The sequence below is a fragment of the Actinocrispum sp. NPDC049592 genome, from assembly GCF_040675465.1.
GTDB lineage: Bacteria > Actinomycetota > Actinomycetes > Mycobacteriales > Pseudonocardiaceae > Kibdelosporangium.
The window spans coordinates 164,271-184,561 of the sequence record NZ_JBFAPA010000014.1 but is presented as its reverse complement, the minus strand read 5'-3'; the positions used below and the strand labels follow the sequence as shown (position 1 = coordinate 184,561).

General features: G+C 68.4%; 12 protein-coding genes. 6 read left to right on the top strand and 6 right to left on the bottom strand.

Annotated features, from left to right (window positions below; genetic code table 11):
- A complete protein-coding gene (locus tag AB0J95_RS31540; RefSeq protein WP_364765891.1) occupies positions 1-5,802 on the top strand; it encodes an RHS repeat-associated core domain-containing protein in 5,802 nt (1,933 codons plus the stop codon).
- Between the two features lie 51 nt (positions 5,803-5,853).
- Here the strand turns inward: AB0J95_RS31540 and AB0J95_RS31535 are convergent, their stop codons facing one another.
- Entirely contained in the window at positions 5,854-6,852 is a 999-nt protein-coding gene (locus tag AB0J95_RS31535; protein ID WP_364765888.1) for a winged helix-turn-helix domain-containing protein, read from the bottom strand.
- Positions 6,853-7,019: 167 nt separating this feature from the next.
- Between AB0J95_RS31535 and AB0J95_RS31530 the strand changes: the two genes are divergently transcribed.
- The 3 genes from AB0J95_RS31530 (at position 7,020) to AB0J95_RS31520 (ending at position 13,037) form a co-directional block, all read left to right on the top strand.
- On the top strand, positions 7,020-10,673 hold the full coding sequence (locus AB0J95_RS31530; protein ID WP_364765885.1) for a helix-turn-helix domain-containing protein: 3,654 nt from the start codon (positions 7,020-7,022) through the stop codon (positions 10,671-10,673).
- 428 nt (positions 10,674-11,101) lie between these two features.
- Positions 11,102-11,791: a hypothetical protein gene (locus AB0J95_RS31525; protein WP_364765882.1), complete on the top strand. Its 690-nt coding sequence runs from the start codon at positions 11,102-11,104 to the stop codon at positions 11,789-11,791.
- Positions 11,792-12,158: 367 nt separating this feature from the next.
- A complete protein-coding gene (locus AB0J95_RS31520) occupies positions 12,159-13,037 on the top strand; it encodes a serine hydrolase (protein WP_364765879.1) in 879 nt (292 codons plus the stop codon).
- Here the strand turns inward: AB0J95_RS31520 and AB0J95_RS31515 are convergent.
- The 5 genes from AB0J95_RS31515 to AB0J95_RS31495 form a co-directional block, all read right to left on the bottom strand.
- Positions 13,023-14,006 carry a LysR substrate-binding domain-containing protein gene (locus AB0J95_RS31515; RefSeq protein ID WP_364765876.1) on the bottom strand — a complete coding sequence of 328 codons (984 nt, stop codon included), beginning with the start codon at positions 14,004-14,006 and terminating at the stop codon, positions 13,023-13,025. The two genes, AB0J95_RS31520 and AB0J95_RS31515, sit on opposite strands and share 15 nt — an antisense overlap.
- An 18-nt stretch (positions 14,007-14,024) precedes the next feature.
- Positions 14,025-15,131: an MFS transporter gene (locus tag AB0J95_RS31510; RefSeq protein ID WP_364765873.1), complete on the bottom strand. Its 1,107-nt coding sequence runs from the start codon at positions 15,129-15,131 to the stop codon at positions 14,025-14,027.
- A gap of 58 nt (positions 15,132-15,189) precedes the next feature.
- Entirely contained in the window at positions 15,190-16,011 is an 822-nt protein-coding gene (locus AB0J95_RS31505; protein WP_364765870.1) for an MBL fold metallo-hydrolase, read from the bottom strand.
- A 624-nt stretch (positions 16,012-16,635) separates the two neighbouring features.
- Positions 16,636-17,430, bottom strand: a complete 795-nt coding sequence (locus AB0J95_RS31500; RefSeq protein ID WP_364765867.1) for an SDR family oxidoreductase — start codon at positions 17,428-17,430, stop codon at positions 16,636-16,638.
- Positions 17,431-17,438: 8 nt separating this feature from the next.
- Positions 17,439-18,239, bottom strand: coding sequence for an alpha/beta fold hydrolase (locus AB0J95_RS31495; protein WP_364765864.1), 801 nt, complete (start codon positions 18,237-18,239; stop codon positions 17,439-17,441).
- A 141-nt stretch (positions 18,240-18,380) separates the two neighbouring features.
- On the opposite strand from AB0J95_RS31495, the gene AB0J95_RS31490 reads away from it, so the two are divergent.
- Together AB0J95_RS31490 and AB0J95_RS31485 are read left to right on the top strand one after the other, a co-directional pair.
- Positions 18,381-19,355: a LysR family transcriptional regulator gene (locus AB0J95_RS31490; RefSeq protein ID WP_364765861.1), complete on the top strand. Its 975-nt coding sequence runs from the start codon at positions 18,381-18,383 to the stop codon at positions 19,353-19,355.
- Positions 19,356-19,502: 147 nt separating this feature from the next.
- Positions 19,503-20,231, top strand: coding sequence for an ATP-binding cassette domain-containing protein (locus AB0J95_RS31485; protein ID WP_364765858.1), 729 nt, complete (start codon positions 19,503-19,505; stop codon positions 20,229-20,231).
- Positions 20,232-20,291: the final 60 nt, after the last annotated feature.

The following is a 20,291-nucleotide window of genomic DNA, read 5'->3' as shown; positions in this document are numbered from 1 at the left end:
GTGCATCGAAGAAGAGCGACCCTGCTGACGGCGGTGATCGTGGCGACGCTCACGATCACGTCGCCCGCCGGGGCGACACCGACGCGGCAACCGGGTGACCCGGACCCGTTGAGCAAATCGACGTTCCTGACACCGAAATCGGTACCGCCGAAGGCCATCCCGTCCAGCGTGTCGGCCGACCGAGCGCTCAAGCCGCCGACCGCCAAGGCCCCCGGAGGCGCGCCGGTCCAGTCCGCCAGCGCGGACAGGTCCACTGTGGACTTCGACTACGCGGCGACCGACCTGCCCGAGTCCCGGCTACAGGTCTTCGCGCTGCCCGCTTGCGCCACGACCACACCCGACAGGGCCGAGTGCCGCACGCGGACGCCGTTGCCCACCCGCAACGACCCCAAGGCGCGCAAGGCGTCGGCCGAGACCGCCACCGCGCCGGCGAACAGCGTCTTCGCGCTGGCCGCCGCGCCGAACGGGCCGGCCGGCGACTACCGCGCCACCCCGTTGTCGGACAGCGCGACCTGGAACGTCGGCATCCAGGCCGGGACGTTCACCTGGTCGTACCCGATCGCGCAGCCGCCGGTTCCCGGTGGCCTCGTCCCGGACGTGTCCCTGGACTACTCGTCCGCCTCGGTCGACGGCCGGACCGCGTCCGCGAACGCCCAGCCGTCCTGGGTCGGCGAGGGGTTCGACCTCGCCGGTGGCGGCCAGATCACCTGGCGGTTCAAGGGCTGCGCCAACGACGGGGTCAAACCGGTCACCGGCGACCTGTGCTGGGCGGGCGACTACGCGGCCATGACCCTCGGCAGCAAGGCCATGGACCTGGTGCTCGACGGCGGCGTCTGGCACGCCAAGAACGACGACACCATGCGGATCGAGCAGTTGCACAACAGCGGCAACGGAGACACCGGCGGCGACGCCTGGAAGGTCACCACGAACGACGGCACCCAGTACTTCTTCGGCACCCGCGCGGCGGCGAAGTCGACCTGGACCGTCCCGGTGTTCGGCAACAACGACGGGGAACCATGCCACGCCGGCACGTTCGCGGCGTCGGCGTGCCCGCAGGCGTGGACGTGGAACCTCGACTACGTCGTCGACCGGCACAGCGACAGCATGTCGTACTTCTACGACACCGAGAGCAACTCCTACGGCCAGAACCTCGCCGCCACCAAGGCCGACTACATCCGCAGCGGCTGGCTGAAGCGGATCGAGTTCGGCACCCGGGACGGTGTCGCGGACACCGCGCCGGCGAAGGTCGAGTTCACCGCGGCTGACCGGTGCGTGCCGGGCGCGGACTGCAGCCAGCACACCAAGGACGTCTGGCCGGACGTGCCGTGGGACCAGGTGTGCACGGACAACAAGTGCGCGGACAAGTTGTCGCCCACGTTCTTCTCCACCAAGCGGCTGGCGTCGGTGTCGACGAGCGTGCTCGTCAACGGCGCCTACCAGACCGTGGACACCTGGGACCTCAAGCACCAACTGCCGGACCCTGGCGACAAGTCGTCGGCGGCGCTGTGGCTCGCCCAGATCGTCCACACCGGCAAGGCCGGGGATGCGACAGGCATCGCGGAACCGCCGGTGTACTTCGGCGGCACGCCGTTGCCCAACCGGGTCAACAGCGGGTCGGACGGCCTGCTGACGATGAACAAGTACCGGCTCACGTCGATCACCACCCCCAGTGGCGGCGTCGTGCAGGTCACGTACAAACCGTCGGACTGCCTGCCGGACCCGGACCGCAAGGCGGAGACCAACCACGGCCGGTGTTTCCCGGTGTACTGGTCGTACGACGGTGCGGCACCGCAGAACGACTGGTTCAACAAGTACGTGGTGTCGACGGTCCAGAAGATCGACCTCGTGGGCGGCGCGTTCACCGAAGTGACGAACTACGACTACCCGGACGGCGCGGCGGCCTGGCACTTCAACGACGACCCGCTGATCCCGGCCGAGCGCCGCAACTGGACCACGTGGCGCGGCTACGACCTGGTGACCGTCCGGCACGGTGACCCGAAGACCGACAGCACCAAGGAGTCCCGCACCGAGTACCGCTACTTCCGTGGCATGAACGGTGACAAGAACGGCGGCATGCAGCCGGTTCAGGTGACCGACTCCCAGGGCACGGCGATGGACGACAACGACGGCCTGGAAGGTGTCGAACGGGAACGCCGCTTGTTCGACGGCACCGCCGAGGTGTCCGGCACGATCACCGACCCGAAGCTGGTGAAGACCGCCACCCAGGGCACCAAGTCGGCCTACCGCGAACGTGCCGACAAGGTGTTCACACGCACGGCGTTGGCGGCCGGCGGGTTCCGCCGGACCGAGGTGGACAACACCTACGACGACTACGGTTTCCTCAGCCAGGTCAACGACCTTGGTGACACGGCTGTGTCTTCCGACGACCGGTGCACGACGAACACGTACGCGCGGAACACCGACGCGTGGGTGCTCGGCCTGACGAGTCGCGTGCGGACCCTCGGCGTCAAGTGCGGTGCCCCGGCGAGGTTCCCGGACGACAACATCTCCGACGTCCAGACCTACTACGACACCAAGGCGTACGGCGTTCTCGACGGTCCCGGTGACGTCACCAAGTCCGAGAAGGTCGCGTCATTCGCCGGTGCCGCACCGGTGTATGTGACCGACAGCACGGCCAAGCACGACCCCTACGGCCGGACCATCGAGGCGACGGACGCGATCAACCGCACGACGACGACCGCGTACAACGGGTTGACCACAGTGGACAAGGATCCGGCGGGCAACCCCACCACGACCACCTACGACCCGTACCGCCACCAGAAGTTGTCCATTGTGGACGTCAACCAGCGGCGCACCGACCTCGCCTACGACCCGCTGGGCCGGTTGACCGGGGTGTGGCAGCCGGGCCGGTCCAAGGCCGCCAGGCAGGGCCCGAACACGCGGTACACCTACAGCGTGACCGGGACCGCCCCCAGTTCGGTGCTGACCGAGACGTTGCAGCCCAAGCTCAACTACCAGCCGAGTTACGCGATCTACGACGGGTTCCTGCGGCCCCGTCAGACCCAGTCGCCGGCGTGGATGTTGCCGGGCAACATCGCCCGGGTGGTCACCGACACCTTCTACGACACCCGCGGTCTCGCGGTGAAGCAGAACCAGCCGTACCTGTTCTCCGGCGCGGCCGCCGGTGGGCTGATCTGGTCGCCCAACGGTGACGGCGACGTGCCCGGCCAGACCCTGACCACATACGACGGCGCGGAACGTCCGGTCAAGGCGGAGTTCCGCAGCGCCAACGTGCCCAAGTGGTCCACGCTGACCGAGTACCGCGGTGACCGCACAGTGGTCACGCCACCCGACGGGGGTATCAAGACCACGACTGTGACCGACGCCCGTGGTAACACCACGGAGCTGGACCAGGCGGCGGACGCGACCAAGTACGGCTACACCAAGGCCGGGCAGCAGAACTCGCTGACCGACCCGGCCGGCAACACGTGGACCAGCACGTTCGACGTCCGCGGCCGGCAGATCACGGTCGACGACCCGGACAAGGGCCACACCGGCAAGACGTATGACGACGCCGGGCAGTTGACGTCCACAACGGACGCCCGCGGCCAGAAGTTGTTCTACGACTATGACAACCTCGGCCGCAAGAAGGCTGTGCACGCCGACCGCCCGGACGGTCCGGTGCTGGACCGGTGGGACTACGACCCGGCGAACGCCATCGGCCAGCTGGCGTCGAACACCCACTACGCCAACGGAACCGCGTACGTCACCAAGATCACCGGGTACGACGCGGGCTACCACCCGACCGGCACGGAGACCACGATCCCGGCGTCGACCGACCCGGCCGAGAACAAGCTGGCCGGCAAATACACCACGTCGACGTCGTACAGCCCACAGGGCGCGATCATCAGCGAGACCCTGCCGGCGATCGGTGGTCTGCCCGCGGAGACCGTCCAGTACGGGTACGACGACTACGGCAAGCCGAGCACACTCGTCGGCGCGGACACGTACGTCGGGTTGACCCGGTACACGCCGTTCGGTGAGCCGGAAATGGTCCGGATGGGCGTTGAGGGCAAGGAAACGTGGGAACGGCGGGCGTACGACGACGCGACCCGGCGCCCGAAGCAGTCCGTGGTCGAGACCCGGATCTCCACGGACTACCAGTCGGATGTCAGCTACGGCTACGACCCGGCCGGCAACGTGAAGTCGCAGCTGACCAAGATCATCGGCACCGCCGACGACCAGCAGTGCTTCGGCTACGACTACCTGCGCCGGCTGACCGAGGTGTGGACGTCGGGCAACCAGTGCCAGGGTGCGGCGGGCTCCTCGGTGAGCGGTCCGGCCCCGTACTGGACCACCTACGGCTACGACCTCGTGGGCAACCGCAAGTCCGAGACGAACCACGGACTCGGCGCGGCCGACACCGTCCGCACCACGACCTACCCGGACGCCAAGCAGCCCAGGCCGCACGCGCCGGTGAAGTCGGAGAGCAAGGGTCCACAAGGGACGAAGACGGACAACTTCGACTACAACGCGGTTGGCTCCACCACGAGCCGTCCGGGAACATCGACCATGGTGTGGGACCAGCAGAACCGGCTGGTGTCCACTTCGGCCCAGACCGCGTACGTGCAGGACACCGACGGCACCAAGCTGGTCAACCGGGACGCCTCCGGCGCGACCCTGTTCCTGGGCGGCACGGAACTGCGCACCGACAAGGGAACCGGCGCGGTCGTCGGCACGCGGTACTACCGCAGCAACGGCGAGGTCGTCGGCGCCCGCAACGGCGCCGGCCTGAACTGGCTGATCCACGACGGCCACAACAGCGACACGGTCGCGGTCAACGCGAGTTCACTGCAGGTGTTGACCCGCAGGCTGGACCAGTTCGGTGAGCTGCGGCAGGCGCAACCGGCGAACTGGCCGGTGGGCCGTGGCTTCGTGGGTGGCCAGCAGGACCCTGCCACCGGCCTGACCACGCTCGGCGTCCGCGACTACGACCCGGACACCGGCAAGTTCCTGTCGGTCGACCCCGTGCTCAACACGTCGAACCCGCAGCAGTTCAACGGGTTTTCGTACGCCAACAACAACCCGACGACCATGAGCGACCCCGACGGCCGCTACCTGCGAGCCTGCGTCGTGGACACCAACGTCTGCGCGCCGCCGCCCCCACCTGCGCCTCCACAGAACGCACCGGTGGCGCCGGGCGGGACGACCTGGCCCGGGTTCGGTCCGCCCGGACCGAGGGCGAACTGCATGGGTCCGCTCTACCCGCAGTCGTGCGTCATCAAGACGAACGCCAAGGCGCAGGCCGAGTACGAGAAGGAGCGGGCCCGCGAGGCGGCGATGAAGCTGGCCATGCTGCAGAAGCCCCCGAGTGGCGCCACGCTCGACTGTTTCAACTGGTCCGCAACCGTGGTCATCTTCTCCTTCGGCGGCTCGAAGTGCGAGATCACATCGGGCCCGGACAAGGGCAAGCACATCGACGGCAACAGTTACGGGCTGGGCATAGGTCTCGGCTTCGAGGCCGGCCACTCCAACAAGTGGAGCAGCAACGAGACGGCGGCTGACATCGCGGGCTACGACCTCACCCTCGCCGGCGGTGTCGGCATTGGTGTCATCGGCCTCAGCGGCGGAGCCGGGGTGAGCACCACCCACCCCGTGTTCCACGACGACGTGAACGAATTCGACGAAATGCTCAAACCCCCGTGGGAGCGGCGAGCCACGATCCTCGAACCCATCGGGCCGTATACCGGCGTGGAGTTCGACGGCGGGTGGTCGCTCGGCGCCGGCGCCGACGTGACCCTCACCGAAGGCAATACCTGGGTGCGTGAGGACAACCCGTAGTCACCGGAAATGAGGTGGGCGCCCACTGCCAGTGGGCACCCACCTCGTCGGCTATGCCCCCACAAGGGACTTGGTTTGCCGCTGTGCCAACAGGTTTGTGCCGAGGCAGGTCAGTGTGTGGCGGACGGCGATGCCGTCGCGGCGGGTCTCGATCAGGCCCGCGTCCCGGAGGATCGACACGTGGTAGCTCGCGGACGCCACCGATATCCCGGCCTGCCGGCCCAGTTCGGTGGTCGTGCGGCCTTGGCTCGCGGCGAGCAGTAGCTGGGCGCGGGTTTTTCCCAGCAACGCGGCGAGTGCGGCGGCCTGGTTGTCGGGGGTGGGCATTCCGGGTCTCAGGCGGTGCAGGTCGATCGCGATCGGATAGACCAGGACGGGGCGCAGCGTGGGGTCGGCCAGGACGGTGGGCACCCCGTGGCAGAAGAACGAAGGCACCAGGCGCAGGCCACGGCCGGCAAGGAACAGCTCCCCCGTCACGTGCCCGCCGTGCAGTTCAAGCGCGTTGCCACGCCAGGTGAGCAGCGGATGCAGACCCGACAGCAGGCCGCCGAGACCGGCGTCCAGCATGGTGTCCGCCCGGGCCCGGCGGTCGTCGTGCACGCTCTCGGCCACGCTCGGCCAGTACGGGGCCAACGCCGTCCGGTGGAACGTCCTGAGCGCGTCGACGAGCTCGCGCAGCACCGTCCGGTTGCCGGTGGCCACCTCCTTGGCCCAGCCGGGGACGCTGCGCTCGGCGGCGAGGCGCTGGACATCGGTCCGCAGTCGGGGCGTGGGCGTGCCGAGGACGGCCTCCAGGCCCGCGTCGAGCCCGAAGGCGCCCTGCTCCGGTGTGAGGAAGTCCGGCGAGTAACCGCGCGCGGGCGCGATCCGGAACAGGCCGCGAGTCGCCGTGGTGCGCTCGACGCTCGCCCGCCAGTGCCCGATGACCGCGCCGGCGTCAGTGGTCTGCAACGCATGCAGGCCCAGCAGGATCTCCCACATCGGGTCCGGCGCGTCGGCGACGGTGATCCTGCTCAGATCGGGTTCGGAAAAGTGGATCAACAGTGACATCGGCCCCCCATGTCAGCTCGCCCGGTCGGCGGATCAGTCCGACCCCCAGTTGTCGAACCGAGCAGGCCGCTAGCCTTTGCCGGCGAAACCTTCATGATCGTCGCAGCGCGGCAGCGGCCGATCGAGGGCATACCGGTTGCCTCTTCGGGGGAGAGAGCGGGGAAACCGTGACTGAGCAGGACATTCATCAACCACCGCGGGTGCCGTTCGGCCGTGAGCTGCGTCGCGTCCGGCTCGAGCGCGGGCTCTCGCTGGCCCAGTTGGCGGGCCTCACGCACTACAGCAAGGGCTACCTGAGCAAGATCGAGACGGGTGCGAAACCGGCGTCCGCCGACATCGCGCGGCGGCTCGACGAGGTCCTCGACGCCCGTGGGCACCTGGTGCGCCTGATGGTCGCCGCGGACCGTTCGCCGGTGCGTGGTGAGATCTGTCCCTACCGCGGACTGGCCGCCTTCGAAAGCACCGACGCGAGGTGGTTCTTCGGCCGAGAGCAGGCCACCACGGAGGCGCTGGAGGTGGTCGCCGGCGCAGTGCGCAACGGGAAACCGGCGGTGCTGGTCGGGCCGTCCGGGGTGGGCAAGTCGTCACTGCTGCACGCGGCACTGCTGCGCGCGCTTGCCGCCGAAGCGATCGAAGGCTCGGCAGGCTGGCCAGTGCTCGCGATGACCCCGACCACGGACCCGGGCGGCGAGCTGGCCCGCCGGACAGAGCTCCTGCCCAGCACACCCGCGGGCCGATTCGTCGTGGTGGTCGATCAGTTCGAGGAACTGTTCACGCTGTGCGGCAACGAACCCGATCGGGTGGCCTTCGTCGGCTCGCTGGCCGAGCTCGCGGCGAACGGGCGGGCCCTCGTCGTCCTCGCGCTGCGAGCCGACTTCTACGACCGGTGCCTGAACTATCCGCAGCTGCTGGATGCCTTGCGCAGCAACCAGATCACCGTCGGCCCGATGACCGAGCCGCAGCTGCGGTCGGCCATCACCGAGCCGGCCGCGCTGGCCGGTCTCACGCTGGAACCGGGTCTGGTGGAGCTGCTGCTCGCGGACGTGGAACCGACGGCCTTGCCGCTGCTCTCACACGCCCTGCTCGCGACCTGGCAGGAACGGGAGGCGAACACCCTCACGGTGGCCGGGTACCGCCGGACCGGCGGGATCGGCAACGCCGTGGCGGAGACCGCGGAACGCGTGTACGCCGCGTTGCCGGAGAAGTCCCAGGAAGCGGCGCGGGCCTTGTTGGTGCACCTGGTCCGCGTCGGTGAGAACGAGCAGGACTCCCGGCGCCGGGCCGACCGTGCCGCGCTGCGCCGCCAGCTGCCGGATCCGGGTGCGACCGAGCTGGTCATCGAAGCACTGGCCACCGCCCGGCTGCTCACCGTCGACACCGAGACCGTGACCATCGCCCACGAGGCCCTCCTGCACGCGTGGCCGCGGCTGCACGACTGGATCGAGACCGACCGGTCCGGCCTGCGGCTGCACCAGCAACTGCGGGAGGCCGCCGACAGCTGGGAACGGGACCAGCGCGATCCGAGCCTGCTGTACCGGGGTCCACGCCTGGAGCTGGTCGCGAACTGGGCGGCCGGTCACCAGAACCGGCTCGGCGCCGTGGAACGCGACTTCCTCGCGGAGGCACGAGCCCACGAGGACGCCGCCCGGGCCGCGGCCCGCCGGGGAACGCGTCGTCTTCGACGGCTCGTCGCCGGGCTCTCGGTCATGACCGTGCTGGCCGTGATCGCCACCTTCATCGCCGTCAAGCAGGGGGACGCCGCGACCCTGCAACGGGACAACGCGATCTCGCGCGCACTGGCGAGCGAGTCGAACGAGTTGCGGCCCACCGATCCGGCGCTGGCCGCCCGGCTGAGCCTGGCGGCCTTCCGCGTGGCCGACACGCCGGAAGCCCGCGGCAGCCTCCTCGACTCCTCCGGGGACACGCAGGTCAGGCAGGTGAGGGGCCATCAGCAGTCGGTGATGCGGATCTCCACCGCCCCGGACGGGCACACGGTCGTGACCTCGGGCGGCGAAGGCGACACCAAGATCTGGCGGGTGAACCCGGACGACACGCTGTCCCTGCTCGACACGATCACCCCCGGTCCCGAGCAGATAGCGACCTCCGCGGTCAGCGGGAACCTGCTGGCCACCACCGGCGAGCTCGGACGCACTCAGCTGTGGCGGCTCGGTTCGCCACCCGCGCAGGTGAGCACGCTGCCGGAGCAGAGTCAGATCAACGTCGCCGCGTTCAGCGACGACCAGACGGTCCTCGCGCTTGGCCGGGCGGACGGCGTGATCACGGTGTGGAACACCACCGACCCGGCCAAACCGCTCGCGCTCGGCACGCTCACCGGCCACACCGGTCCGATCCTGAGTTTGTCGTTCGAACCGGGAACCCATCTGCTCGCCAGCGGCAGCGAGGACAAGACCGCCCGTTTGTGGGACCTCAGCGGCCCGGCTCCGTCCGGGACGGTCCTGACCGCCCACACCGAACGGGTCAAGTCGGTCGCGTTCAGCCCGGTCGCGGGCACGATCCTCACCGGCGGTGACGATGACATCGTCGACCTCTGGTCGGTGGCCGACCCCGCCCGGCCGGTGCGGCTGGCCGTCATCGACGCGAAGACCAGCTCCACCCACGGGTTGGCGTTCAGCACCGACGGCCAGACGATCGTGGGAGTCGGCGACGACCAGACCGTGCGCCTGTGGGACGCGTCCTCGGGTACGGCGATCACCACCCAGCACGTGCCGGCTCCGGCCCGTGGCGCGGCGTTCGCCGATGACAACCGGTTGCTCGTCACCGGCGACGACACCGGCTTCCTCTGGCTGTGGCACGTGCCGCCGCCGATTCTCGCGCGCGCCGACGCCGTCAACTCCGTCGCGTACCAGCCCCACCACGACGGCGTGGCGATCGGCCTGGCCAACGGCACGGTCGAACTGCGCACCGGCGGCACGTCCGTGCCGATGGCCAGCGGCAACGAATCGGCGATCCGCTCCGTGGCGTTCACCCCGGACGGGAACCTGCTCGCCGCGGCCGGTGAGGACGGGACCGTGCGCCTCTGGGACGTCACCCACACCCCGGCCCGGCTGAGCAGTTTCACCACCGGCGACACCAAGATCCTGACGATCGCCTTCGACCCGGCCGGCCGCACGCTGGCCGTGGGCGGCGACACCAGCGTGATCACCCTGTGGTCGGTCGAGAACCCGAAAGCACCCCAGCCGCTCGCGCGACTGGCCGGGCACGAGAACCGGATCCGCGGCGTCGCGTTCAGTCCCGACGGCCGTTCACTCGCCAGCGCCAGCGACGACTACATGGTCCGGCTGTGGGACCTGCGCGACCCGGCGCACCCATCCATCAAACCGTCATGGCTCGCCAACTCCATGACGGCGGTCGCCTTCTCCCCCGACGGCAGGATCCTCGCCGCGGCGGGCGAGGACCACGCCGTGCAACTGTGGGATCTCACGGCCGCGGACCCGTTCAAGACCAAGCTGGCCGCGTTCACCGCCCACGCCGGCGTGGTGGAGGCGCTCGCCTTCAGCCCCGACGGCCGGCTGCTCGCGACCACCGGTGACGACAACACCGCGCGGCTCTGGGACATGGCCGACCCCCACTCCCCGATCCAGCTGGCCAACCTCACCGGACACACCGACCTCGTCACAACGGCCGCCTTCAGCCCCGACGGCCGGCACCTCGCCACCGGCGGCCCCGACCGCCTAGTCCGCCTCTGGCTCACCGACCCCACCGAAGCCGCCCACCTGATCTGCACAACATCCGCACCGACCCTGTCACCCGACCAGTGGGCCCACTACGCGAACGGCACGCCCTTCCGCCAACTCTGCTGATGTGGGCCAAGTGAGTTCGCCGCTCCAGTTCCGCTCCTGCTGCAGCGTTTGTCATGCCTGTCCACAGTGGTCATAATTCGCCGCACACGCTGCGGAGCGGGACTCCGCCGTCGGCTTGCAGGGTGGCTTCGACGGGGACTACGGACAGGTGATTGTGCGAGGTAACCGGTGAACCGCCGCTCGGTCGTCTTGGCCGAGAGGATCGTGCCGCACACCGGATCGAATCGCCACTCCACCCAGGCACAGGGTGGATAGGGTGAGTCACCAGATCGTCCGTTGATCCACCAGGGGTTCGCGTGTCGCGGAGGAGTCGAGCGATGGCATGGTGGCGGGCCAGGAACAAGCGTCGTGCCGCCGCAGGACGAGCGACAAGACAGCGATGGGACCTCCACAGCACTGCGTGGCAGCCCTGGCTGCGACGTTCGCCCGTGGGCGTCGAGTTGTTCACTTGGTGGTACGAGGCGGACGGGTATGTGGGGCTCGTGGGCGAGGAAGCTTTCAGGGACCACGTGGTCGACCTGCTGTGCCGGGCGTCGCGACGAGACTGCGCGGCCGCGGGGCTGGGCTGCGCGAGGCGCGTCGACCGGGCATGCCCGCAACCCGCGGTCTGCGGTCAGGATCCGCGCGCGGACATGCGTGGCGCGGATCGGGAACGTGGCCCGGTCCCGGGCGCGTGCGGCACATTCCACGGCTACTGGCGCGACGTAGGTCTCCGGGTCTTCTTCAGCGACGATGACCGGCACCGTGCGGTGTTCTGGCGTACCGGGAACAACCCGCCAGGACTGTGGGTCAACGGGAACCAGGTCCACGCCGATGTCACGATCGAGTCGTGGGGCTACTGGGTGGGCGACCGGTTCTTCGTGGTGTCCGCCGAAGGTCCGGCCGGCCACCCGGAACAGGTCTACGGCCCGGGCGAACTGGTCACCAAGATCGTCTCACTGCTGATCTTCGACGCCCACCACGCGTCCTCGCAACTGCTGGTGCCCCGGTCCACCGAGAACTGGGAGACGCCTCGGGTCGTGCTGCACGAAACAGCCCTGTCTGTGTACGCGAACCGGGACGCCTGCACAGCCGGGAAAGCCGACCGGGTACTGCCGGTCGAACCAATCGGCACCTGAGCCCGCGCGCCGACTAACGATGACAGCCGGAGTCCCGGCGATGCCTGGCCAAGTGTCCTCTGTGACCTGGACGTGATTGCCCGCGTCTGCCGGGAACGCTGCAACGCGACCTCATTGACTCCTGGCACAAGCCAGATATCGCTCAAGTCCACAATGGATCGTTGCGACCATCTTCAGCACTCCCAGGAGTTCGCGGGCTCGTCGAGGCTGATGACGCCTTGGGCCCTGGGTGCCCTCCACCGGCAGGAGCTCACGAGCAGGTATTGTTTTGCCCTGATGTGAAGCATCTGTGCTTCCTGGATCTGGGTCGGCGCGGCATGAACTCGTGGCGCCATGTCTTGTGCGATAGCTCGGGGGGTGGGCTGGGATGGATTGCACTGATGCGATCGTCGCGGACTTCTCGGCGGTTGGCGTGCGCGGATGTGTGCATGTCCGCGAGGTCGACGGCGAGGCACAGGTGATGGTCGGTGCCGATGAGCCAGTCGTTCTGGCGTCGGTGGTCAAAGTGTTGCTGGTGACAGAGTTTGCCCGGCAGGTAGCGGCAGGTCAGTGCGATCCGGCCGAGCGGGTGCGGGTGCGGGCTGTGGACCGGCTGGGTGGTGCCGGTACCGCGGGGTGTCTGGACGATGTGGACATCAGTTGGCGGGACCTCGCCGCGTTCGCCATGTCGCTGAGTGACAACACCGCGGCCGATATGTTGCTGCATCGGATCGGCGTGGACACGGTGCGGGACCTTGCTGTCCAGTTAGGTCTGACGGCCACCCGGATCGTCGGTGGACCGCGGCAGTTGATCGAGTCGATGTACGCCGATGTCGGTGCTGTCGATGCGGCCCGGTTCGCCGAGGTGTTCCCGGCGTTGGGGCCCGAGCGCCTGGCTCGTCTGGCCGTGCTGGATCCCATGCGCACGAACGCGAGCACGCCGCGGGACATGACTCGGCTGTTGTCGCTGATCTGGCGCGACGAGGCCGGTCCAGCCGCGGCCTGCCGGCGGGTGCGTGAGCTGATGGCGCGCCAGGCGTGTGGTCACCGTTTGGCGGCTGCGTTCGACGCGGACGTTGTCGTTGCCGCCAAATCAGGTTCGGTGATCGATGTGCGCAACGAGGTTGGCGTGGCCGTGTGTCCTGATGGCCGCCGTTATGCCATCGCGGTGTTCACTTGTGGCGGCTGGGGCATGCGACGACCGGACGTCGATGCGGCGATCGGACGCGTCGCGCGACGGGCGGTGGACTTCCTATATTCCGGGTAGTGGTGTTTCCGGCGGCCGTTGAGCGAACACGACCGTCCACGGCCGCGGTGTACCGGTCTGCTCCGCCTCGGTGGGTACGGGCTCAGCGGTGGTGAGAACGCGGGCCACCACGTCGGCGAACCGTTGAGCGGCTTGGTGCGGGGTGCGGCGTGGCCACGCTGTGGAGACCTGCCAGACCAGCGGCCGGCCGGACAACGGCCGCCAGATCACCCGGGGTTCCTTCTGCGCGACCGCGCCTTGGTCGAAGGCGACGGTCTGTCCACTTGCGACCAGTCCCAGCATCAGCTCCATGCTGGCCGCGTGTCGAACTTCGGTGGGGCGGAACCCATGCAGCCGGCAGGTGGCAAGGGTGTGATCGTACAGTCCTGGTGCCGCGTCCCGCGGGAACAGCACCAGCTCGTGACCGGCCAGGTCGGCCAGCATCACCTCGCCCCGGTCGGCGAGCGGCGATCGACGCGGCAGCACGACTCCCTGCGGCAGCGACAGCACTGGCCCCCAGATCAGGCCGTCGGCATCTACGGGGTGCTGCAGGACGCCGACATCGAGATCACCGTGCTGCAGGAGCGACAGTTGCTCCGCGGTGGTGGCCGCGCGCAGATCGAGTCGGACGTGGGGAGCGTGCTCCGCGAAACTTGCGATCAGAGCCGCCAGCACTCGGCTGGGGGTTTCAGGCGGGATCCCGGCGTGCAGCTCGCCGGTGTGCCCCGTGCCGACACCTCGCACCAGCACGGCGGCCGTGTCAACTCGGGCGACGATGTCACGTGCTTCACCGGCCAGTACCTCACCGGCTGCCGTCAGGCGCACGCGACCGGCGGACCGGTCGAACAGCTGCACGCCGTATTGCTGTTCCAGCCGGCGAATGCGTTGACTCAGCGACGGCTGAGCCATGTGCAGTCTGGTCGCGGCGCGACCGAAATGCAGCTCGTCGACCAGAACCAGAAAGCACCGCAGGTGCCAGACCAGATCCACAGGGCGAGGGTATCCGCGCTACGCCCGCCGCACGGCCAATGCGGCACACACGGCCAATCCAAGTACGGCGCCAGTCCGCCCTGCCGGACCAGCGTCGAGCGCGATCCCGATGGCCAGTCCGGCGAGGAACGCGATCGCGCCGGTGAGGGTATGGAGCACTCCCGCATACGCCCCGACGGCTCCGGACGGGGCGAGGCGGATCAGCCTGGCGAACACCGCCGGCAGCAGCATTCCTTGTGCCCAGCCGGACAATGCGCCCGCGAGCACGATCTGCGCCGGCCCCGGTGTCGCCCACGCGACGAGCAGGTAGGCGGCGGCGAACGCCGCGAACCCGGCCACCAGACCGTGCTCGTCGGCCAGTGCCCGCAACCGTGGCAACTGAGCGACCATCGCCACCGCCGCGCCAGTGACCGCGAAGGCAGCGACCAGCCACTGCTCAACCACGACCTGTGGGACGACGATCGTTGCCTGTGTGATCAGCAGGGTGATCGGCCAGACCGCGCCTACCAGGCGGAGCAGTTCCTTGTCTCGCAGGACGATTGCCATCTTGTACGAGTGCGTGGGCCGGCTGGTGAGCACGAAGCCGGGCGACAGCACCAAGAACACCAGTCCACCGCCGAACCACAGGACCGCTGCGAGCGCGGCGATGCTCGTGAATCCGGTGCGCGGCACGCTGTCGGCGAGCAGGGCCAATCCCATCAGCGGTCCTGCCGCGGCAGCGGCCTGCCCGGCCGCGATGTACCAGGCGTACCCACGCCGTGGCCACTCGCCCGGTAACGCCGCCAGCAGCGTCTGCCCCGCAGGTGTGTACAGCGAACCGCCGACACCGACCAGGACCGCGGCCGTGACCAATGCCGGCACCTGGTCGGTGGCCGCGAGCAGTGCGAACCCCATTCCTCGCGTGATACACGCCAACGCAGCGGCCCGTACTCCGCCCAGCCGGTCTGTCAGCCGGCCAGCGGGCGCGTAACAGACGAGCTGCACGAAGGTCCGCAGCCCCACCACCACACTCACCATGAATGCGGTCAACCCAAGACCGCCGCGCAAGTACAACGCGAAATAGGCGAGTACGGCGGAGAACCCGACACCGACCGCGAGTTGCGTCACGGTCGCCGCGGCGACCACCCAGCCAGGCCACGACCTGACGATGACACGACCCCGGCCAGGCGCCTGGTCCGTCCGGTCAGAACTCAACGTCGGTCAGGTGTGCGGGAGCGATCACCTCGGTCCGCAGCCCCAGCGAGCGCACAGCCTCCTTCAGTTCGCTGATCGCGGACGCGTGAACGGTGCCGGGCAGGCGAGGATCGTCGAATCCGGTCACCATGTCGTCGTGATGGCTGGGCAGCACATAGGCGGGGCCACCCAAAACGGTGAGCAGCCGCTCGAGGTAACGGTCGACGGCATTGTGAAACGTCATGCAGACCGCCACCACGTCCGGGCGCAGACCGGCCAGCTCGCGTTCCACGAAGTTGGTGCCGCCGAACAAAAGCACGGACAGCCGATCCCGAATCGTCACCAGGTAGGCCAACGTACCGCCCTCCGGCAGATCCCGGATCGTGGCCGGCGGATCCGGCTGCGCGGTCAACGTACCCGGAAACGAGTAGCCGTAGTCCTTTCCTTGACTGTGCAAACTCGGGATCACCCGAATCGTGTACGCGCCACCAGCAAAACTGAGCTGCTCGCCACCCCGAACCTCGACGACCGGGCCGCGATACCCCATCGCGCCCAGCAGGTGCCGGTGTGTCTCCGTGCCCATAGGCAACATCGTCCTAACCGCCCAGCCCTGACGGCCGAGCAGATACGGCACATCGTTGAGATGGTCGAAGTGCCCATGACTGATCATGATCACCTCGGGCGGGCCCAGGATCCGTTGGGAGGCAATCAGGTCCTCGATCACATCCGGCCGCACCCGCAACGCGCCGCCATCGGCCGTGGAGTCGAACCGGCTCAGATACGGATCGAACCACAACACATGCTCATCGAACGCCAACTGCCACCCGGCCACCCCCAACCACCGCAATCGAACCCCCGCCGAGCCGCGCGGCCTCCGCCGAACCTCCCCAGGGCTTGAGCGTGCCCAAGCCGACGCACCTCCCACACCAGTCGCTACAGCAGTGCCGCCCACCAGCGCGCTGCGCAGCACGCCCCGACGACCAAGGATCAACGATTTGTCCACACTGGACCCAGAAGGCGGTTGCAATCCAACTCCCCGAGAACGACAAGATTTGGACCATCTGACCACCACCGCGACAGAACGGTCCAATACCAATACACATCACAGTCCATAGCCACATGGCTATCACGGCTTGTCAACGTCACCGGTAAGTCCCGCCACCCACAGAACAACACCTGCACTTGCCCATCCGTGTCATGTTCGCGCCACACTCGCCGAGATCGCCGCCGTCCCTTGCCACGGTCACCGGCGAACCCACGTCGGGCGGCGACCCCTGCCCGCTCCCCGCGCGCGTTCTGGTCCTCCGCGACCGCTGTCTCCGCGTCCACATGCGGATGCACAACACCACTCCCCGAAAGACGGAACCGGATTCCCAGTCCAACTTCCGGGGAGCCGTTCACGGCCGGTACCCCCTCTCGATATCGCCGGACACCATCGCGGGAGGTTGGCTGTCGTTCAGTGGGTTTCCGTGGTGTAGCCGCCGTCGATGGTGAGGTTCGCGCCGATGATGTTGGCGGCTGTGCGGTCGCTCGCGAGAAACAGGGCGAGGTCCGCGACTTCGCCGGGTTTCGTGAAGCGGCCGGTGACGGCGTGCGAGGCGGCGGCGTCGGCGACAGATGCGGCGTTGGCGCCGGAGGCGGCGGCGATCGTGGCGGCGACTCCGTCGGTGCCGAGCCACAAGTCCGTCGCGACCGGGCCCGCGCTGACCGAGTTGACGCGGATGCCGTGTGCCCCGAACTCCTTGGACAGCGCCTTGGTCACGTTGACCAGAGCGGCCTTGGCCGCGCCGTAGTCGATGACCATCGGATCAGGCAGGTTCGCGTTGATGGAGGCGATGTTCACGATGCTGCCACCACCGGCGGTCAGCATCGCGGGCAGGACGGCTCGCGTGGTTCGCACCGCCGCCATCAGGTTGAGGTTGATCGAGTGAGCCCACTGTTCGTCGGTGACCAGCAGGAAACCGCCCGGTCTCGTCGACACGGCACCGACGTTGTTGATCAGGATGTCGACCCGTCCGTGCTCGGTGAGGGCCGCGTTGACAAGCTGGCCCGGGCCTTCGGCGGTGGCCAGGTCGACGAACAGCGCCTGCGCCTTCCCATCCTGAGTGAGCGCGTCCAGCTGCGGGCTGGTGCCGCGCGCGCCGGCCACCACGTAAGCGCCCTCGGCGACGAGCGCGCTGGCGATGGCCAGCCCGATTCCCTTGCTGGCACCGGTGACGATGGCGACCTTCCCGCCCAGTCCGAGGTCCATGGGATTCCTTAGATGCCGTGGGTCTGCAGCCAGTCGAGCACGGCGTCGGCGATGTCGCGCCAGCCGCTGTCGACGGTGAGGGAGTGACCGCGGCCTTCGAACTGTTTGAGCTCCGTGACGGCGGCGGAGTCCCGGTACTGCTTGAGCGTCGAGCGGGTGACCACGTCGGGGACCGTGTGGTCGGCGGTGCCGGAGATCAGCAGCAGTGGCCCGCGGTCTTCTCGGTGCGTGTCGACCTTCGCCTGGGAGTGCAGCACGAAGTTCGCGGCCGCGGCCTGAAACAGCGGCCGTGCCGGTGAGGGAATGGTCCACCGGTGGTAGATGTCCGCCGATTCCTGTTCGGTCAGCGCGTTGCCGAAACCGAAGCGGAACTCCTTCTCGGTCAACGAGACCGCGCGGTGCAGGTTGGCCGGATTGCCCAGTGCGGGCAGCCCCGCCCGCAACTGCGCCAGCGGAAGCGGGAGCACACCTTTGATCTGCGCGGGATCGATCGCCACACCCGCCGCGCCGATGCCCTGGCCGAGCAGCTTCTCGGTGATCAGGCCGCCGAACGAATGGCCGATGATGACCGGGCTGCGGTCGAGCCCGGCGATGATCGAGGCGAAGTGTCCCGTGGCGTCGTCGATGCTGGTGTCCGCCACGGCCTCCGGATTCTGTCTTGCCAGCTCGACGGTCTCGGGCTCGTTCGGCCAGCCGGGCGCGATGGGCGCGTAACCCGCCGCCCGGAAATGATCGATCCAAGGCTGCCAGCTGGACGCGTGCAACCACAGACCGTGGATGAACACGACCGGTGTTGGTCCGTCTGCCATCAGATCCTCCCGTTGGGCCGCCGGCTCGTGAGATCAGCCAACACGGATCACAGCCGGGCGTCCAAGACCGATCCCGGCGGATCGATAACCGAACTGGCATCGCCGGCCCGGCCGGCACTATCGTCGCGCCCGGGAGGCCACATGGATCTGGACCTCAGGCTGGTGCGGTACTTCGTCGCCGTGGCCGACGAACTGCACTTCGGGCGCGCCGCGGCCCGGCTGTTCATCAGCCAGCCGGCGTTGTCCAGGCAGATCCGCAAGCTGGAGGACGACATCGGGGTCCAGTTGCTGGTTCGCGACAGCCGCCATGTCGCGCTCACTCCACGCGGTGAACGCTTCCTGCGCCAGGCCCGCCACCTGCTGGCCACCGCGGAGCAGATGCTGCGCGAACCCATGACCGACCGGGTCCGCATCGCGCACGTCTTCGAGCTGGACACCAGCCGCGTCGTCGCCGACGCGTACCTGACGAAGTTCCCCGAGGTGCACCTGGTCGAGAGCTCCATGGACAGCACCCGGCAACTCGCGGCCCTGCTCGGCGACCAGCTGGACGTCGCGATCATCCGCGTCACCGCCAGGATGAAGGCCGACCACCCGGCAGGCTGGCAGCATGCCCTGCTCCGGCTCGAACCGTTCTGGCTGGTCGGCCGCCCAGACGACCCGGACCGCCGCTCAGTGTCGTTGCACGAACGGCAAATCGAGGTCTTCGGCGACCCGCCCGGCTCCGCGCTCTACAACGCGCACGGCCAATACCTCAGTTCCCTGGAACTGCACACCGGCCTGTCGTTGCGGTGGCTGGGAAATCCCGGCACGTTCAACAACTGCCACGCTGGAATCGCCCGCGCACGCGACCAGGCGTACCTGCTCGAGTTCGACAGCTACGCACAGAGATACGCCGACAAAGGCATCCCCATCCACCACCCCGAGGAATTGCAGCCCGTCTACCCGTGGTCGCTGGCCTGGCGCGAAGGCCACCAGCCCGACACGGTGCTGGAATTCCTCCGGACCGCACACGAAGTGGCCCGCCTGCGTCGCTGGCTGCATCCCGAACGACACGACTCGGCTCCACTGTGGGTACCGCCCGAAGACGTCTCCGACACCATCGCGCTGACCCCATGACCGGGCGCCATCCAACCTGACTGCGGAGTCCGTGGGCTGGTAAGCCATCTTCAGGTAGCCGGGTTTGCTCGCCGGCACCAGCGGGTACCTGCCGGCCGACGGGGACTCGCGGGGTGAGATGGGGTTGCGTTCACCCGGAGGTACACGGTGCTCGAAGCCGTGGCAGTGACGAAGTGTTTCAACGACGTGACCGCCTTGCGCGGTGCGAACTTCTTCCTTGAACGCGGTCAAGTGCACGGCATCGCCGGTAGCAAGGGCGCCGGGAAGTCGACGTTGATCAAGGTACTTGCGGGCCTGCACCGACCCGACTGCGGCATGATCTTCCATCGGGGTGTGCCCGCCCATTTCGAATGTCCCAGCGACGCGCAGGCCGCCGGGATCACCACCGTGTACCAGGAAGACAACCTGGTCGACTCCATGTCCGTAGCGGCCAATCTGTACCTCGGCCGCGAGTGGCGGACAGGACTGGGATTCATCGATTCCCATCGAATGCAGAACGAGGCATCTCGATTGCTGATGTCGCTGGGAATCTCAATCGACCCCGACCGCCGGTTGCGTTCCCTGGACCCAGGCCTCAGACAGATGATCGCACTCGCACGCGCGGCCGATGTCGACGCACCTATCGTCATGCTGGATGAGCCGGCCGCCGCGCTGGATTCAGCCCAGTTCGAGACCCTCCTGGCCCTTATCGCGTGGTGGCGCTATAGCGGCACGTCCGTGGTGTACGCCAGCAGGCGAGCCGACGAACTACACCAGATCTGTGACACCGTCACCGTTCTCTGCGAAGGGATGACCGTTCATACCGGGCCGACCGCCACCTTGAGCAAGATGCAACTCGCCCTCGCAATGGCCAAGGCTCCTCCACCCGAAGAGTGAGTCGTCCTCGCGCAGGATCGGCGTCACAGGATCGAAACAGTCGTCACCGAGCGAAGCGCG

What these genes read in the sequence shown, in the direction of transcription:
- AB0J95_RS31495 (WP_364765864.1), bottom strand. Translation starts at nt 18,239, where the DNA reads ATGGCAGACGGACCAACACCGGTCGTGTTCATCCACGGTCTGTGGTTG.
- AB0J95_RS31490 (WP_364765861.1), top strand. Translation starts at nt 18,381, where the DNA reads ATGGATCTGGACCTCAGGCTGGTGCGGTACTTCGTCGCCGTGGCCGAC.
- AB0J95_RS31535 (WP_364765888.1), bottom strand. Translation starts at nt 6,852, where the DNA reads ATGTCACTGTTGATCCACTTTTCCGAACCCGATCTGAGCAGGATCACC.
- AB0J95_RS31520 (WP_364765879.1), top strand. Translation starts at nt 12,159, where the DNA reads ATGGATTGCACTGATGCGATCGTCGCGGACTTCTCGGCGGTTGGCGTG.
- AB0J95_RS31500 (WP_364765867.1), bottom strand. Translation starts at nt 17,430, where the DNA reads ATGGACCTCGGACTGGGCGGGAAGGTCGCCATCGTCACCGGTGCCAGC.